The organism is Komagataeibacter oboediens (assembly GCF_003207815.1).
Classification (GTDB): Bacteria; Pseudomonadota; Alphaproteobacteria; order Acetobacterales; family Acetobacteraceae; genus Komagataeibacter; species Komagataeibacter oboediens.
Genome location: NZ_NKTX01000052.1, coordinates 1 through 14,938 on the forward strand (window position 1 = coordinate 1; position 14,938 = coordinate 14,938).

General features: G+C 57.5%; 14 protein-coding genes, 1 pseudogene and 3 riboswitches. Of the genes and pseudogenes, 9 read left to right on the forward strand and 6 right to left on the reverse strand.

The annotated features are described in order from the left end of the window. Positions 1-160: pseudogene (locus tag CFR80_RS13795) on the reverse strand (IS5/IS1182 family transposase); the annotation flags it as partial. Here CFR80_RS13795 and CFR80_RS13800 point away from each other — a divergent pair. Further along, positions 125-1,141: a Rieske 2Fe-2S domain-containing protein gene (locus CFR80_RS13800; protein ID WP_258367814.1), complete on the forward strand. Its 1,017-nt coding sequence runs from the start codon at positions 125-127 to the stop codon at positions 1,139-1,141. The pseudogene CFR80_RS13795 and the gene CFR80_RS13800 sit on opposite strands and share 36 nt — an antisense overlap. 5 nt (positions 1,142-1,146) lie before the next feature. Further along, on the forward strand, positions 1,147-1,923 hold the full coding sequence (locus CFR80_RS13805) for an aspartyl/asparaginyl beta-hydroxylase domain-containing protein (RefSeq protein ID WP_010516562.1): 777 nt from the start codon (positions 1,147-1,149) through the stop codon (positions 1,921-1,923). Between the two features lie 202 nt (positions 1,924-2,125). Here CFR80_RS13805 and CFR80_RS13810 read toward each other — a convergent pair whose 3' ends face one another. Together CFR80_RS13810 and CFR80_RS19915 are read right to left on the reverse strand one after the other, a co-directional pair. Next, positions 2,126-3,580 carry a cobyric acid synthase gene (locus CFR80_RS13810; RefSeq protein WP_029329738.1) on the reverse strand — a complete coding sequence of 485 codons (1,455 nt, stop codon included), beginning with the start codon at positions 3,578-3,580 and terminating at the stop codon, positions 2,126-2,128. A 4-nt stretch (positions 3,581-3,584) separates the two neighbouring features. Then, positions 3,585-4,577 carry a DUF6925 family protein gene (locus tag CFR80_RS19915; protein WP_232275983.1) on the reverse strand — a complete coding sequence of 331 codons (993 nt, stop codon included), beginning with the start codon at positions 4,575-4,577 and terminating at the stop codon, positions 3,585-3,587. Between the two features lie 76 nt (positions 4,578-4,653). After that, positions 4,654-4,872: riboswitch (cobalamin riboswitch) on the forward strand. 119 nt (positions 4,873-4,991) lie between these two features. Here CFR80_RS19915 and CFR80_RS13825 point away from each other — a divergent pair. From CFR80_RS13825 to CFR80_RS13850, 6 genes are all read left to right on the forward strand, one after another. Then, complete coding sequence (locus tag CFR80_RS13825) at positions 4,992-7,091, forward strand: TonB-dependent receptor plug domain-containing protein (RefSeq protein ID WP_010516556.1); 2,100 nt, start codon at positions 4,992-4,994, stop codon at positions 7,089-7,091. 1 nt (position 7,092) lies between these two features. Next, on the forward strand, positions 7,093-7,932 hold the full coding sequence (locus CFR80_RS13830) for an ABC transporter substrate-binding protein (RefSeq protein ID WP_014106885.1): 840 nt from the start codon (positions 7,093-7,095) through the stop codon (positions 7,930-7,932). 17 nt (positions 7,933-7,949) lie between these two features. After that, the gene (locus CFR80_RS13835) at positions 7,950-8,936 is read left to right on the forward strand and encodes a FecCD family ABC transporter permease (protein WP_019086752.1); all 987 of its coding nucleotides are present in this window, start codon (positions 7,950-7,952) and stop codon (positions 8,934-8,936) included. Next, a complete protein-coding gene (locus CFR80_RS13840; RefSeq protein ID WP_010516550.1) occupies positions 8,933-9,691 on the forward strand; it encodes an ABC transporter ATP-binding protein in 759 nt (252 codons plus the stop codon). Before CFR80_RS13835 ends, CFR80_RS13840 begins: the two co-directional genes overlap by 4 nt. A 68-nt stretch (positions 9,692-9,759) precedes the next feature. Then, positions 9,760-9,997, forward strand: a riboswitch (cobalamin riboswitch). A 36-nt stretch (positions 9,998-10,033) separates the two neighbouring features. Beyond that, positions 10,034-11,116: a uroporphyrinogen decarboxylase/cobalamine-independent methonine synthase family protein gene (locus tag CFR80_RS13845; RefSeq protein ID WP_010516549.1), complete on the forward strand. Its 1,083-nt coding sequence runs from the start codon at positions 10,034-10,036 to the stop codon at positions 11,114-11,116. 7 nt (positions 11,117-11,123) lie between these two features. Next, positions 11,124-12,212 (forward strand): aromatic ring-hydroxylating oxygenase subunit alpha, encoded by a 1,089-nt coding sequence (locus CFR80_RS13850; protein ID WP_010516546.1) that lies wholly within the window; start codon positions 11,124-11,126, stop codon positions 12,210-12,212. A gap of 70 nt (positions 12,213-12,282) precedes the next feature. Here CFR80_RS13850 and CFR80_RS13855 read toward each other — a convergent pair whose 3' ends face one another. The 3 genes from CFR80_RS13855 to CFR80_RS13870 form a co-directional block, all read right to left on the reverse strand. Beyond that, positions 12,283-12,756, reverse strand: coding sequence for a DUF2147 domain-containing protein (locus tag CFR80_RS13855; protein ID WP_232275976.1), 474 nt, complete (start codon positions 12,754-12,756; stop codon positions 12,283-12,285). A gap of 386 nt (positions 12,757-13,142) precedes the next feature. Next, a riboswitch (cobalamin riboswitch) is annotated at positions 13,143-13,377 on the reverse strand. Between the two features lie 193 nt (positions 13,378-13,570). Continuing rightward, a complete protein-coding gene (locus tag CFR80_RS13865; RefSeq protein WP_014106877.1) occupies positions 13,571-14,056 on the reverse strand; it encodes a hypothetical protein in 486 nt (161 codons plus the stop codon). Then, a complete protein-coding gene (locus tag CFR80_RS13870; protein ID WP_258367815.1) occupies positions 14,037-14,369 on the reverse strand; it encodes a hypothetical protein in 333 nt (110 codons plus the stop codon). The genes CFR80_RS13865 and CFR80_RS13870 overlap by 20 nt, the downstream gene beginning before the upstream one ends. 96 nt (positions 14,370-14,465) lie before the next feature. Between CFR80_RS13870 and tnpA the strand changes: the two genes are divergently transcribed. Next, the coding region (gene tnpA / locus CFR80_RS13875; protein WP_181418231.1) for an IS66-like element accessory protein TnpA at positions 14,466-14,938 on the forward strand (473 nt) is incomplete at its 3' end.

Here is a 14,938-nt window from a genome sequence, read left to right on the forward strand (position 1 = left end):
TGACCACCTCGCGCATATCCGTCGTGCGAGGGCGACCGCCCCGTTTCGCAGGGGGCACAAATGGCACGATCAAAGCCCATTCCCCGTCCATCATATCCGATGGATATCGCAGTCCTTCCCGGCTATGTTCACGTCGGGCAATACCAGTCCATGTCACCATTCACTCCATCTCTTCGTAAAGACGGATGAATCACAACAGGCTGGTATTGTTCAAAAACTTTCGGATCAGGCTCTGAAACATCAAAAAGCAATCGGGGTTTATTGCGGCAGCAGACCCGTTGTCATTGTCCGTCCAGAGGCAGGGCTGGTGTTCGCACTTGATGACCGGTGTACGCATCGTCAGGTACCACTCAGTCGTGGCGTGGTCAGCGGAACCTTTATCAGATGTCCGTTGCATGGGATCAAGTTTGCACGCAGTGGCCGTTGCTATTCTCCTGATATGGTTCTGGAAGAAATGCCGCCGCGCGCGGAAGGCTGGGGATGTAGGGAGAAAGAAGGCTGGATATTCCTGTATTCAGGTAATGCCGAGGATGCAGACGAAGCGTTGATTCCCGCCATGACGCATCACAATGGTAAAGACTGGTGTCATGAAACATTCATACGCGAAATCAATGCGCCAGTTCCGCTTCTGATGGATCATGTACAACGCTTTGGGAGAAGGACGACATCAGGATCGGTAACCTATCTTGATCAGAACATTACCGAACAGCAGATTTCCAGTCATTACCGTGTCGTGGCTTCCACACCATTATCGGTTCTGCCTGGTATGGCACGGCCCTGGCGGGCGACGGTCGATACGACCCTGGTTGACCAGAACGTTTATTTCTCTTCCGAAGACGATGCCACACTATGCACGGAGATATGGCTTGGTTACATGCCGACCGGACGTGACGGCCGAACACGTGTGTGCGGCAAAATAGCCATACGGCAGGACCATACGCGTCTGCCAGGTCGCGTATCGGGTTCTCTTTGGGCGAAATTATTATGGAAACTGCTGTGGAAGGAGCAGAGCCTCCCGGAAGCGGAGTGGTCTGCCATCCAACAGTCTGGTCGAGTGGGGCACAGCGATTTCTTTCCGCCAGCACAAGCTATGCGGGATCTTGTAACAAAAAACAACCAAAGGATGGCTAAAGAAGGATAGATTTCATGTCGGATGCTGTTGCTGGTCGGCCATTTATCATTCGGGTTGGTAAAAAAGTGCGGCCTCTATTAAACACGCTGATTGCACACAATTCCCTTGTTCCCGATACGCCAGTTCTTGATACCAGTCTTTTCCCATGGATTTCCAACATGGAACAGCGGGCGTTCCGGATTATAGAGGAATTCAGGATCCTTATGACGCAAGGGGTAAGCAGTTTTCCCGCTCTGCGCGATATTTCGCCAGACCATACGCGTATTGCACCCGATACAAGGTGGAAGTCGTTTTTCCTTTACGGCTACGGGAACTGCGTTCTGGAGAACTGCCGGCGGATGCCCTGCACAGCACGGTTTGCTGCGGCCATTCCCGGACTGAACTCGGCCTTTGTTTCTTTCCTTGAACCTGGTGCGCGTATTCCGCTGCATAATGGAGTGACCAAAGGGCTGTTAACCTGTCATCTGGGTTTACAGGTGCCGCAGGACTACAGGGATTGCTGGATACGAATAGACGATCAAACGTTATGCTGGCAGGATGGAAAATGTATCCTGTTTGACGACACATACCCTCATGAAGTCCAGAACAATACATCGGATCATCGGGCAGTGTTGCTTATCCAGTTTGAACGGCCCACATACGGAGTTGGCCGTCTGGTTCAGGGTATGTTTCTCAAGGCCGTTCGTCGTTCGGCATTCGTGCAGGAAGCCAAAAACAATCTCGCACACTGGCATGCCCTCCACCATGAGATGGCCCGGACAGAACGCCAAACCAACGGACTGACTGTTTGATCCAGTCATGGTAACAACGAGAAGGCGCAGAATGATAAAGTGTAAAAAGTGCGGTGCTGATTTTTCATGTCAGCCTGAAGGTGCGTGCTGGTGCATGGAAAAGCCCCGTGGCCTGCCGGTTCCGACGGATGATCAGGCAGGGTGTCTCTGTCCTGTCTGTCTGGATGCCCTGACGAACCAAGGCCCTGAGACCGAAAGAAGATCATCTGGCAATAGCCAGTAACCCTTCAATATCCAGACTGCTTTCCATGGTGGAAGCAACGGTTTCAAGGGCGCGTTCCACCCGCGCTGTGTAACCCAGTCCATCGGAGCGTGCGCCCCATCTGTCCAGCCATGCCGCGCGTTGGCCAGTCATGTCAAACAGACGGTGCACATAGCAGCCTGCAATACGACCGTCCGGGCTTATTGCTCCGTCCAACCGTCCGTCGTCGCATCTGATTAGGGGCATGACCCGGTGATGTGATCGAACTGTTTCCCCACAATGAATTTCGTAGCCACTGAATCGCGCGCTATCGGAAAGCGTCATGCCTGAAGTCTGGTAGATCTGCTTGTCACGGGTCAGAACGGTATCAACCTCCAGAAGTCCAAGTCCTGGTATCGTGGTCGGGTTTCCTTCTATTCCGTCGGGATCATTTATGGTCTGTCCCAGCATCTGATAGCCACCGCAGAGACCGAATACATATCCACCCCGCCTGACGTGTCCCGCCAGATCAATATCCCATCCCTGCCGCCTGAAAAATTGCAGGTCTGCTATTGTCGCCTTGCTACCGGGAAGGAACACGATATGCGCGGACGCGGGAAGGGGCTGCCCGGGCCGGATCCGTGTGATCTTTACATGCGTTTCACCTTCCAGCGCATCAAGATCATCGAAATTGGCAATGCGGGGCATAAGGGGGACGGCTATCTCGATCCGTGAGGCCGCGGAACAGTCAACATCTTCAGGAATACTGTCTTCAGAAGGCAGTTCACGTATACTGTCTATCCAAGGAAGAACGCCAAGCCCCTTCCAGCCGGTAAACTTTTCTATGAAGTCATACCCAGATTGGAAAATGCTGGCGTCTCCCCGGAGGCGATTAACGATGAATCCCTTGATCAACTCACGGTCATCTGGATCAAGAACTGCATGGGTACCGGCGAGTGACGCGATAACGCCGCCCCGGTCTATATCGCCGATCATGACGACCGGAACATTCGCGGCTCTGGCAAAGCCCATATTGGCGATGTCGCCCTGACGTAGATTGATTTCCGCCGGGCTGCCCGCGCCCTCGACAATCACGAGATCGGATTGGCTACATAATGTCCGGAAGGCGGTCAGAACCTCGGGCAGGAATGCGGTCCGGCCACCGATAAAATTCGAAGCGTGCAGGTGTCCTTTTGCGCGTCCACGGACGATAACCTGCGCTGTATGATCACTTTCCGGTTTCAGAAGGACCGGATTCATAAGGGTGGAAGGGGCAATACGGCAGGCCTGCGCCTGAAGTGCCTGCGCCCGACCGATTTCACCTCCATCTACCGTCACGGCGGCATTGTTCGACATATTCTGGGGCTTGAAAGGCCGGACCGTCAAGCCACGGTTAGCGAAAACCCGGCATAAACCTGCCGTCAAAACGGACTTGCCGACATCGGATCCCGTGCCCTGCAACATGATCGCTGTCATGGAATCAGCCGCAGTCCGTAGCGCTCTTGATCGTGTCGGCAGGCACAAATCGCTCCATGCCCTCGTGACCCCGGGCTTCCATGCGAAGCAGTTCGATATGCATGCGCGCGCGACCACGTCTTGTAGCGGGTATTTTCAGATTTTCCGGTGTTCCATGTTGACGAACATGGGCCTGGAATGTGCCTGAAACCTGCAGGTCTTCCTCCATGCCGAATTCCTCAAGCAACGGCAGAAAGGATAGATCGGCAAGCCGGTCATAATCATGGGAATCATCATCGGACGGTCGGAACGGTGCCGCCGGATGAAGTGTCAGGAAAGGCTGCCAGCCTTCCGGAATGGGATCGAGGGCGGAGCAGGGTCGTTTCAACCTCACCAGTTTTGGCAGCAGGTGGGTATGGGCGCCGAGCGGAGAGTCTCCATCAGGTGCGGGAATGGGTTGGTAGACCTCCAGCCTGCCAGCAGGTGAAAGCATGACCCTGTGGGGCTGGACTTCCATCAGAAGCGCAAATGCTGCTGTGACGACGGCCAATGGGTCATCCGTATCAACAGCAAGGGCTTCGACCAGGCGGGCATTTTCTGTCCTTACGCACATCCGGACCTGGCCCACGCCAATTCCAAGATCAATCAGCCACGCATCACGATCCTCTGGTCGGACGGCTTCCGCATCCTTTCCCAGAACCTTCAGGGTATGCTTCGCAGTCAGTTGTAACGGGCCGCATAACGCCATGCTGTGCCGCCAGCGTCTGCCTTTTCCGACGAGAGAGTCCCACGCAAGGGCATGCAAGGGTTCGCTGGGGCTAATGCGTATGGCACCGCGTTGGGTGACGATCTCCAGCCCGTCAGGACATGAGGTGAGGCAGACCTTATCATCCGGAACATGATGGAATTCGCCGATCGCACCAAATGTTCCAATGCTCCAGCCGTTGCGGAGATCCAGCGCCAGTGAAGTCAGCATGGAAGGCGTGATACGTTTCATCGGAAATATCCTGTGATTCATCAATCAGGCTGAAAATAACAGCAATCCTGACAGGATACTGAAAGATTGAATGCGGGTTGACAAGAATACTCCATCCGATCAGAACCGTTCCGACGGTGTCCTCTTTCGGGGGGATGAAAAGGGAACAGAGTGCGGATTACGATCCAATGCTCCGGCTGCCCCCGCAACTGTAAACGGTCTGTCCTCGCATTACCGGATGTCATGATCTGGGCCACTGGAAACCGCGGTTTTCCGGGAAGGTTGTGCAGGACGCTACGCCGTGAGCCAGGAGACCTGCCGTCATGATGGTTGCGACCGGGAACTGTCGGGCGGGGTGTCCTGACGGTGTGGTGTTACAGGATTCCGTGCAGATCGGAAATCCTGTGGCAGCGCGCTCTCGTGGCAACGATGATGTGACCGCGAGACCTGAACCAGATGATCCTATTCCGTAATCTGCTGATTGCTTCCACCACGTTGATGACCATGGGGGTTGTAGTGGCGCGTGCCGATGATTCAGTCAGACAGCACGCGCCGCAAAAACAGTCCGCCAACCAGTACGTCATCGAGAATAAAAAATCGAAAGCCGTTGTTTCGTTGGGGGATACGGGTCTTCCCGAACTGATCAGCGTCAGTGCAGCACGTCGGCCGACCTCCACCGATGATATCGGCACCAGCATGACCATCATCACGGAAAAGCAGATCCAGACCCAGCAGCGGCGCAGCCTGACGGATATTCTGGCACGCCAGCCGGGCCTGAACGTGGTCCAGACAGGCGGCCCAGGGGGCACGTCATCCATTTTCATGCGTGGTAATAATTCCAACGAGGTCAAGGTCCGCCTGGATGGCATGGACATCAATGACGGAAGTTCCACCAATGGCATGTTCGATGCCGGTCAGTTTGTAACCGACGGCATGGGCCGGATCGAGATACTGCGTGGGCCTCAGAGCGGCCTGTACGGCGCCGACGCCATGGCGGGGGTTATCGACATTACCACGGCACAGGGGCAGGGCCGTTTCAAGCCGTTTGTCCGTATCGAAGGCGGTGGGTATGGTACCTTCAATCAGACCTTTGGCGCACGCGGCAGCAAGGGACGTTTTCATTATAATGTAGAATTTTCCCATTACCGGATGGATGGGTTCAACAATATCCCTTCCTATATCGAGCGTTATTATGGGGCCAACCGGCAGCAGCGGCATGAAGGCAACCGGAATGACAACCGTGGCGTCAATATCAGGCTGGGTTATGACGTCACCCATAATTTCGATCTTGGCCTGACCGCACGGCTGATACAGAGCAATTATCATTCCTATTCGCTGTATGACCTGCAAAGTGAAAATCTGTATGGTGATAAGGGTGTGCGGGAACAGAACAACCAGAACGAGGCCATCGTGCGCGGGACGGCCCATCTGGTTTCCTTTCACGGGCTTTTTGATCAGGTGCTTGGCCTTGGCTACATGACCAACCGCAACCGCTGGACGGAGACGGGCACGAGTTACGGCAGCCCGGTCAATCCCGACCCGGATTATTACCGTTCCAGCCGACTTAAGGTGGACTGGCACGGCACGTTCAATTTCAAGCAGTATGGTCAGCTTCTGATCGGTGCCGAACATTTCCATGATACGTTCAATACCAGCCATACGGCCTCAAGCATGTGGGACAGCGGATACGATACATCCGCCAGCATGGATACGACCGCAGGCTACGGGCAGTATCAGGGGAACTGGAACCATATTCTGTATGGCGCGGCCAATATTCGCTACGATGCCAATTCGCGCTACGGCAACCACGTGACATGGCGCGTGGCCCCGGCAATCCATGTGCCGGGCACCGGAACCATCATCAAGGCCAGCGCCGGTTCCGGTTTTCATGGTCCTTCGCTGTATCAGTTATTCGCAAATCAGGTGGGTGTGGGTTATTCGGAAAAGGGCAATCCCAACCTGAAGGCGGAACAGTTGATCGGCTATGACGCGGGTGTTGAGCAGAAACTGCTGCATGACCGTCTGAATTTCGGCGCAACCTGGTATGACAACCGGGTCAGGAACCTGATCCAGTCCTCGCTTTCGATTGATTCATCATATGACTACAACTACTCCTACGCCAATGTGGCGAAGGCGCGGATGTATGGTGTGGAAGCCTTCCTGAACTGGAAGGCGCTGAGCAATCTGGAATTTAACCTGAGCTATACCTGGACCCACGCCCGGGATGAGACGAACGACGTCCAGTTGCAACGCCGTCCGCAGCACAAGTTCAATTTCAATACGACATGGACCCCCATTCGCGACCTGACCTTTTCGGGCAATATCCTGTATACCAGTGGCTGGCGCGATCTGCCGGTTATTGGCAGCGAGTCCTGCAGCACATGCGCCAAGGGGCATGGTTATTTCACCATCGACGTGGCTGCCAATTACAAAATCAACCGCTACGTTTCCGTCTATGCCCGCGCCGACAACCTGCTGAACCGCCAGTTCGAGGACCCCATCGGCTATCTGCAGCCTGGTCGCGCCGGTTATGGCGGCTTCATGCTGAATTACTGACATGAAAAGCGTGGTCGCAGGGATGATGGCGGGTTTCCTTGCCTGTGTCCCGTTGGCACCGGCATGGGCTCTCCCGCGCGTGGCTTCGCTTAATCTCTGCACCGACCAGTTGTTGCTGCTGCTGGCCGAACCGGGCCAGATCGTCGGTATTACGCCGCTCGCCCGGGATTGCTGGAGCGCGGTGCTGTGCGAACAGGCACGACAGGCTCCCGTATTGCGACCCACGGCGGAAAGCATCGTGGCATCCCATCCCGATGTCGTGCTGGGTGGCATCTATACCGCGGCCGTCGCGATGCAGGCGGGGCGGGAAGGGGGCGCACAGGTTGTAGCCCTGCCACCCGCCAAATCCCTGACGGATATTCCGGTCCAGATCATGACGGTCGCCAACGCCATCGGCGTTCCTGAGCGTGGGCAGCAACTGGCTATGGCCTTTGCCACGCGCCTGGCCTCTCTTTCAGTCGAGCGCAGTGCCACCGATCCTACGGCGGCCGTCTATGCTGCCAACGGCTTTGTCACCCATAAGGGCTCGCTTCCGGATGATGTCCTTGCCCATGCCGGCTTTCGTAATTACGCAACGATCATGGGGCACCAGTCATCTTCCCGTTTTTCCATGGAACTGCTGATTGCACGGCCACCCGATCTCCTGATCCTTGACCGTTCGGGGAAGGGAACGTCCCTTGCACAGTCCATGCTGGATCACCCGGCGTTGAAGCAGGCCTTTGCCGGGCCGCATCATCTGGATCTGCCCGCACGGCTTTGGTTGTGTGGCCTGCCACAGACACTGGATAGTGTCGTCATGCTGCGTAACGCACGGCACAACCTTGAAATGTCCGCCCCATGAAACCTGCCCATCAAACCATGCTGCTGAACGTCATGCTTCTGGCTGGTGTCATGGGGCTGTTTGTTACCTCGCTCATGTGGGGAGAAACCCGCATCATGTTTTCACATGCACTGGCGGACCTGCTGGCCGGGCGGCATACCGCAGGCGCGATCATTGTGGAGCGCCTGCGCCTGCCGCGTACCCTGCTGGCCATCCTGGTGGGCGGGACGCTTGGCCTGTCGGGGGCGGTTCTGCAGGGCTATCTACGCAATCCGCTGGCCGATCCCGGCATCCTGGGGGTATCAGGTGGGGCGGCACTCGGGGCGGTCAGCGTGTTCTATACCGGCCTCATGCAGGTTTCCATCGCGGCCCTGCCGCTGGGCGGCCTGACGGGGGCGCTGTGTGCGGCGGCCGTGCTGATGGGGCTGGTGGGGCGCGGCGGCACGCTGGTGCTGCTGCTGGCGGGCGCAGCGCTCAGCAGTTTTGCCGCTGCCCTGACGACGCTGGTGCTGAACCTTGTGCCCAGCCCCTATGCGTCATTCGAGATCATGCACTGGCTCATGGGGTCATTGACGGACCGGACCTTTACCCATGTCTGGATCTGCCTGCCCGGTGTGGTGTGCGGCACGCTGCTCATGCTGTCGAGCGGGCGTGCGCTGGATGCGCTGACATTGGGGGAGGATGTGGCCGCAAGCCTTGGCTTCCAGCTGCATGGCCCGCGCGGCGTCCAGACGCGTATCGTGCTGGGCGCGGCGCTGGCCGTGGGCTCATGCGTGGCGGTTTCAGGAGCGATCGGCTTTGTGGGACTGGTGGTGCCGCATCTGTTGCGGCCGCTTGTGGGATTCCAGCCGTCGCGGTTGCTCTTGCCGTCATTTCTGGGGGGAAGTTTGCTGCTGCTGCTGGCGGATATGGTGGTACGTCTGGTGGCGGTCGGGCCTGAACTGCAACTGGGCGTGCTGACGGCGCTGGTGGGCGCACCGGTTTTCTTCGCCCGCGTCATCATGCTGAAAAGAACCGTATCATGATCCTGCTGCAGGCACGCGAGGTGTCGCTCCGGCGTGGGGATCGGGCTGTTGTCTCGGCCGCGTCCCTGACCCTTGCGAAGGGACGGGTCATTGGCCTGATCGGGCCGAATGGCGCAGGCAAAAGCACCTTCATGCGTCTGCTGACGGGGCTGGAGACTCCCGACCGTGGGGATGTCCGGCTTCTTGATCGCGACATGGGCCAGATCCCTCTCGTGCTGCGTGCCCGACAGCTTGCTTTCATTCCGCAGGATGGAGCGCCGCCGCCACCCATGCCGGTGCGTGCGCTGGTCGCACTCGGACGCCTGCCGCATGGGCAGGCGGGCGACCATGCCATCCGTCACGCGGCGGTGGACCATGCCCTTGATGTCACCGGCCTGCAGGACCTGTGTGCCCGTCCGGCCAGCCACCTGTCAGGCGGGGAGCGGGCCCGCATGAACCTGGCGCGTGCGCTGGCGACCGATACGCCGGTCATACTGGCGGACGAGCCGATTGCGGCGCTCGATCCCGCTCATGCCCTGTCCATGATGCACCTGTTCCGCCAGCAGGCGGGGCAGGGGAAGGGGATCGTCGTCGTGCTGCATGATCTGGTTCTGGCGACCCGTTTCTGCGATGAACTGGTGCTGATGGATGATGGTGCCATAATCCGCCATGGTCCGGCCACACAGGTTCTGGATGATGACATCATGCGCACCGTGTACGGCGTAACGGTCCGACGGGTCGCGGGCGCGGTCCTTCCGTGGTCCCTGTGCCGTTAACGTGTGCGGCCTGCCGGGGCATCTTGCCCATGACACCTTGCGTCCGGCAGCCCGGTTCAGGCACAATGCAGTCTTATCAAGTCGATGGTCCCACGCGAGTGGGTTAATAGGGAACGCCGTCACGCTCCGGCCGGGTCAAGAACCCGGGAGCCAAGTCGGAGGCTGCTCCCGCAACTGTAGGCGGTATGCCGCCGGTTCATTTCACCCCGACTGGGTGGGTCACTGTTTCCGCAAAGGAAATGGGAAGGCAGAACCGGCAGGCCATGATCCGTAAGCCAGGAGACCTGCCATCGTCATATATCAAGCCGTCGGACGGGATGTGCCGAAGGCGGGAGAAGCTTAATGCCGGTATGGCAGAAAGCCGCGTGCCATGATGGCACGGCTGAAGGCGCACCTGCGCGCCAGTATTCCACAGATCACTTCCCGAATATCGCCAGACTGCTTACGGCGACACTTGGTTTTCCCGATGCTGACGAGATGCGTGGGGTGCGATGCCAGCACGCGGCAGGCATTTCCCATATCGCTACGGCCAATAGCCCATGGCGGGACAGGGTCGTGCAGACTGCCCGCATGTTTGGCGTGGGCACCGACAATACAGTCACAGCCTGTGATCCGATGCACCGCAATTACAGAAAGCCCATCCTCAGGCCGGGGCAGGCGTTCCATCTTGCGCGCAACTGGCCTCGCGACGCATTTCTTGCAGCGGAACAACAGGGTATCAGCACCCGGCCTATTCTGCTGGGGCCGGTCAGTTTCCTTGCGTTATGCGGCATGGCAAAGGGAGACAGTGTCGGCCAGAGCCTGATGCGCCTGCTACCTGCCTATATTGAGTGCCTCGAACAACTGAACAACGCGGGATGCTTCTGGATCCAGATTGATGAGCCAATCCTTGCCCATCCTGGCCTGCCCGCAGCCACGCTAACCCATATGGACGTTGCCTGGCATGTCCTCAGTGAAGCATCAAGGGCCACATCACTTGTTCTGGTCGGGGGCAGCGGAGGCTTCGGGCGACATCTTCCTTTCGTGCTGCAGCTACCTTTTGGCGGCCTGCATGTGGACGTTGTGCATGGCTATCGCGATTTCCCGTATGTCCTGCAGCATTTCCCGGCGTATCGCTGGCTCTCGCTGGGGCTGGTCGATAGCTGCAGCGCGGCGCCTACCCACATCGGCATGGCGCAAGGCATCGTGGAACAGACGCTGCGTTCTCATCGGCCGGATCGTCTCATGATCGCGCCATCAGGTGCGTTAAGTGACAGGGATGGCCGGGCTGATCCGGACATCATGAGCGTCCTGCGGCGGAAAATGTCCGAAATCGTGGCCGTGGCCAGCCGACGCATGCTGGCACGTCGCGGAGCATCCACCCGCGATTTTTGCGAAAACGATATCCGTTTTGTCCCATGCGCTGATAACAGCGTGAGACATTGAAAAGATCATGACAGGAAATACATCGGAAGCAGCCACCCCGGATGGGGCTGCTTCGCCACATCCGGATATCCGTCGTGTCCGCAGCAATCCGGATTTCTGGTATCCGGTTGCATGGTCGCGTGAACTTCGTCGGGGCAGGACAATTGGCGTACGGTACGCGGGGCAGCCCATTGTGGTGGTCAGGCCCGAGGCCGGGGCTATCTTCGCGCTGGATGATGTCTGCCCCCACCGGCAGTTACCGCTCAGCAAGGGAGAAGTGTGTGGAGATTTCGTTCGTTGTGCATATCATGGACTGAAATACAGTCGGCGTGGCCAGTGTTTTTCCCCTGGCATGAAGCTGGAAAACGAACCGCCACGACTGCGGACATGGGCATGCCGCGAGAAGGATGGCCTCATCTTTGTGTTCATGGGGGATCTGGAAAAATCCGATAGCATTGCGCTGCCGGACTTTCCGCGTGTCCGCGACCCCCATTACCGTACCCGCCGGTTTGGAAAAGTCGTGCAATGTCACTACAGCTTCATGCATGAAAACCTAATGGACATGAACCACCAGATCCTGCACAGCCGACTGGTCGGAAGCATGAAGCCACGGTTTCTAGGCATGGATCGGGGAGAGGATTTCGTGGAGGCCCGCTATACCTTTGCCCGCACGTCTGGCAGGCAGCCGCTGAGCGAGGCTCTGATTTACGGGCAGCGTCGCAAGGATGGCCGGGATTTTGCCTATCGGGATGTCATGACCATCCGCACGCAGTATCCCTATCAGACATTGCGGATCGAGACGGAGGGGATTGATGAACCGGTCATGGAACTGTGGATTGCATATGTGCCACAGGACCGGGAAGAATTGATCAACCGGGTATTTGGCCTGCTCTCCATACGCAGGTTGAAAATACCATTTTTACTGGATCTGGCGTGGCCGCTGCTGATCGCCTTTACGGAGCGTGTTTTCACAGAAGATCGCGAAATTGTTGAACTGGAGCAGCAGGCCTGGCGGGAGCAGGACGGCGACCGGAATCAGGAGGTCTTTCCAGTTATCATGGCGCTGCGCCAACTGCTTATCCAGAATGGCATGCCGTCCCAGAAAGATATCGGATAATAAACTGATAGATGCTCATGCCCCGTCTCAAGGCGCATGGGCATCTTCTCCTGACCAGGCACCACGCCGATCAGGTGCTCATTTTGCAGTTCGGGCCGATATGACCGCGATAAGGAAGCCATGTCTGTGTCTGTCCGAACATCGGAATCCCAAGATAGCCCCGTAGCTTGAGTTGTCCGGACTGGTTAACCCACATGCGCGCTTGATAGACATGATTGGTATTGGGGTCGAGAATGGACCCGTTCCACCGATCTGGTTGATCCGGATCCGGCACAAAGTCCCGCAGCATGGGCAACCCACATTCCGAACGGCCCGTCTGGTCGCGTGGGATGTCATCACTATAGTTCAGGCCAACCAGCTTTCCACACAAATGGTCGCCACACCGTGTGATCTCGAAAACACCCTTGTGATTTCTGGTGACCCATTGCCCCAGAACGGCGGGCGGAACTGTTGTCGCTGGAGGAACTTGTGCGTGAACAGCAGCCCCTCCAATCATGACACTGAGTATTAACGAGACACAGGTTGCTTTTTGCGCAATATTCATGATGTGTCTTTCGTCGCTTCGTACGTGACTAAAATTATGGAACATCGGCGGATTTATCGGAGAATTCGGATCGAAAAGCGCATGATTGATGCCCCGAGATGCGCGCCATGGGAATGAGCGGCGAGGGTGCTATCTACGCCATGGACGTTTTCCATGAAGTTCTTGTCGCGCCCGCTTCCCACTGCCGCCCCGGCCTGAGGGGCCCAGTACGAGCCTTCAGCAACACTCGGGCGCTCCAGGCCGGTTGGCAGAAACGCGGCGGTCCTACGATGCCGCATCACGATGTCTCCGCCAGAAACAGGAAACATCGGGAGCATTGATCGGCCGCATTGGTCTTCCCATGACGCATGGGAAATCTCCTGCCTTCGGTGCATCCCGCCCGACGACGTGGTTTGCAGACGATGGCAGGTCTCCTGGCTCACGGATCATGGCCAGCCAGTTCATGCCTTCCCATTCCCCAAGGGAAACAGTGGCTCACCCGCAGGTGAACGAACTGGTGGCATACCGCATACAGTTGCGGGAGCAGCCGCTGACTGGCTCCCGGAATAGAATTGTCCAGCCAGAGCGTTACAGCGTTCCCTTTTAACCCGCTCGCGCGGGGCCATCATCAATCAAGGGTCTCATTCCATTATGCGCGAAGTGAGAGGAACGCCCAATTCCTCGAAACGCGATGCCGGCCTGCATGGAACGAAGAGCTTGTTGATGCCAATCAAACTTGTCGCTCCGATCCAATAAGTGTAGGTCACTCAGTGTCTTCATCTTCGAAACACGCGGGCGGGGATACGCGCCCGCGCGTTAGCCACTATGTTGTCAATCAGGCGTTCGGGCTTGATGCGCTATACAAGTGCATGGCGGCGTCACGCGCGCCAATTGTCCATTGCGCGGAAATATAGGCCTGAAGCAAGGCCATGAGCGCCTCGACCCCGTGCGTGTCCGATAAATCGCGGGCTGTATCCACATAGGCGAGAGCTTCTAATAGCAGGGGCGAAAACAGTTCCTCAAGATAGTCGCCCCGCGCCTTCGGCGCAGCGGGTAATCGGCCAGCGGAAGGTACCAGACGTAGGAATGTTTCAAATCCATCCGCACGAATGCGGTCTTCCGGATTGGGGGCAGGGAGTTCAGTCTTGGCTATTGCCTGAATTACATCTTCCCGCAGAGGTGCGGATTCCATAAGGCGGGATACCGAGACAGAACGCTGACGTCGCCGCTGTTGTATGAGAATAAAATCAGGCGAAGGGACGGGAGAGGCCATTTTTCGTTTCACCGGGAATCGGAGCGGATTAACTGGAAAGATCTGCATCGGACAGGCCTTCTTGAGTCAGGATGCGAGCATCCTCGTCACGCCATGCCGCGATCATGTCTGGGTTCTGACTGAGCCATCCAATTCTCTCGGCACAATATACAGGAACTCTGAATTTCTGGCCGCGCTGATTGTTCAGGATTGTTCCTGTCTGGTGCAAGCGCCCGTCTCGTGTCCAGAAAAGACGCTCCTGGTTGGTGATCCCCAGAATCCGTCGAACCTGTCGCGGCGTAAACGGACGAAAAGACAGCGCGGTGATCTGTTTTTCCACCGAGCTGGCAATAGCCTCCAGAGCATCTGTCCTTTCACGCATAATGGCGGCTATAAAGCGGGCGAAAAGCTGCTTTACCGTAAGCTCCCGGCGACTGACGCCTTGCTGAATACTTCTGGTCTGGTTCAGCTATGAAGCATGAGCGATTTAAGAGATAGGGACGCGGTACTACCTGCGAGTGTCGCAGGTAGTACCGCAGAGAGGCTCCAAAGGAGCGGTAGAGAGACAGGCGAGCGGGACAGGCTGGCGGGCGCCTCGCGGATCGAGATCGTTTCGGATCGCCGCCGCTGGCACGCCCCTGAATTTCGCGCGCGAGTGGTCATCGCGTCCTACGAGAGCCGACGCCCCATAAGGGAGGTGGCTGCACAGTATGGGATCCATCCAAGTCTGGTGTTTCGCTGGCGGCGAGAGGCTCGGGCCAAAGGCGGGACATCGTTCATACCTGTCATGGTGGCCCCGGCCCCCGAGCCGCAGCCATTGGAGCGTCGGAGAGAACAGGGAACGCTGTCCGACCGAGCCGTCAGCCTGGTCTTTCCGGACGGTGTGCGGCTGGAGTTCGACACAGGGCTGTCCGCTGATCGTCTGCGTGAGATTGTGGGCGCACTACGATC